This window comes from Stieleria tagensis, from assembly GCF_024129865.1.
In the GTDB taxonomy this organism is placed as follows: Bacteria; Planctomycetota; Planctomycetia; order Pirellulales; family Pirellulaceae; genus Stieleria; species Stieleria tagensis.
In genome coordinates, this window is record NZ_JAMYFE010000001.1 from 1 (window position 1) to 1,668 (window position 1,668).

Below are 1,668 nucleotides of genomic sequence, written 5' to 3' on the forward strand. Positions count from 1 at the left end.
TGATGCGTATCGTTACGAGGATGAGACTCAGCTGAAGTTGTGGACGAATTGTGAATCGGATGCATGCGGTCGGTTTGCCGGGCGGCAACGCCCTTCTCTCGCGGTCGGAACGAATCTGCTTCGCGCTCAAACGATTTGCGAATGGCAACGCTCGATTGCCGGGGATGGAGACGCTTGCGAATTGCATACGCCCATCGAATGGCATCGGCGGCGACGACCAGCCGAACCGCCGGCGACTTGCTTTGGATACGCTGACTGATTGTCGCCGACGCTTCGACTCGTCGTCGCCTTTCGTGCGCGACCGGCATGACCGCCCAGTGGTCGGCCACGAAAAAACAATTTCCAGCTCAATCGATTAACCACATGCGAAGCGACGGGATCGCCGTCGACGGCGCGATGACACTCCTCGGATGGCCTTGTCGCCGGCGATCCCCACGCTTCTTTTACCGATTCAACCAACACCCGCCCAGTGCCCAACCCAATACCCGTCCCTGCCGCACCCAACACCCAAAGTTGCGATCGCGATTCCAGACGGCTACGCTGGCACAAACTGCCCGCGAGCTTCAAACCAAATTGAAAAGAGAGCTCGTAACCACGGGATGTAACGGATCGGCGGAATCAGGTCTGGAACTGTGGTCCATGTCATTCGCCGCCGACTCGTTAATCCCAATCGTTACCCGTACGAACAATTGTGATGAATCGTAGTGGTCAAGAGTTGTCTGACTGGCTCATGTCCGATCCGCGACGTGCCTTCATTTTCGGTTCGACGTTGTTCACGACTGTGATCGTCATAGCCTGGGCAATTTCAGGCCAGGAACTCGACGCCCACTGGCTCAGCCAACTTTGGATTGCTGTCTTCATGGGGCTTTGCACGGCGGGACTCTCGGCCCGTCAATTCTCTTCGGACTACCATCGGCCGATTTCGTTTTCTGCATTCGCTATTCTCGCGATCATCTCCGTTTGGTCTCTGATCACCCTCGGTGCTGACGCGCTACAAGCATTCGTGACGCATCCAATTCTCGCGTTTGCGATCACCGGTAGCGTACTGACTGTCCTGTATCACGTGATTCTTGGCGTCGCCCACCTCTTGTTGCTATTCTACTTGTCCCGTTTCGTTCACAATCGCGGGTAACAATGCCGTGCACCGAAGGACGGGAGTCGACGGCTTTAAAGTGGTTGGTCTTTCGCCCGTCCTCGGTGACGGCCGCCGTTCCCGTGACGACTCTCGTAGAAGTAGTGAATTTGGCTGCTCGTGTGTTGCGATGCAAACGTGAATTTGAGGCGATCGATTTCCGAACTGCAAACTGCCAGCAACGTCCGTTGTTGCTTGGTGTTTTTCACACGCTCCTGATGGGCAATGACACGCCCATCGCAATTGCCCAGCAAAACGAACCGCATGAACCAATCGTCTGTGTCTGGCCTGGTTGATCCGCTGCCGACGTCCGACGCCTTGGGTGCCGACCGGACCCTGGCCGAGCCGGTGGTACTGGTACCAGAATTCAGGCTGAATATTGGCACGGTCTTCATCAACCGAATATCATGATCACTCCGAACTTCGAAGAAGACGGGAACTATGCGATGTTCCGGAATCGCGATCTGGTTTCTGTCTGGGTTTCAAATCAATCGTCGCGATCTCGGAAATCGCTCCCGTTACGAGGATGAGACTCA

The 1,668-nt window shown here is 55.6% G+C and carries 3 protein-coding genes; all 3 read left to right on the top strand.

The features are described from left to right. Positions 1-259: hypothetical protein (locus NHH03_RS00005; protein WP_253153528.1), on the top strand; the 259-nt coding region annotated here is incomplete at its 5' end. Positions 260-694: 435 nt separating this feature from the next. Beyond that, on the top strand, positions 695-1,132 hold the full coding sequence (locus NHH03_RS00010; protein WP_253153529.1) for a hypothetical protein: 438 nt from the start codon (positions 695-697) through the stop codon (positions 1,130-1,132). Positions 1,133-1,396: 264 nt separating this feature from the next. Then, the gene (locus tag NHH03_RS00015; RefSeq protein WP_253153530.1) at positions 1,397-1,543 is read left to right on the top strand and encodes a hypothetical protein; all 147 of its coding nucleotides are present in this window, start codon (positions 1,397-1,399) and stop codon (positions 1,541-1,543) included. The last annotated feature ends 125 nt before the right edge of the window (positions 1,544-1,668 follow it).

What these genes read in the sequence shown, in the direction of transcription:
- NHH03_RS00010 (WP_253153529.1), top strand. Translation starts at nt 695, where the DNA reads ATGAATCGTAGTGGTCAAGAGTTGTCTGACTGGCTCATGTCCGATCCG.
- NHH03_RS00015 (WP_253153530.1), top strand. Translation starts at nt 1,397, where the DNA reads ATGAACCAATCGTCTGTGTCTGGCCTGGTTGATCCGCTGCCGACGTCC.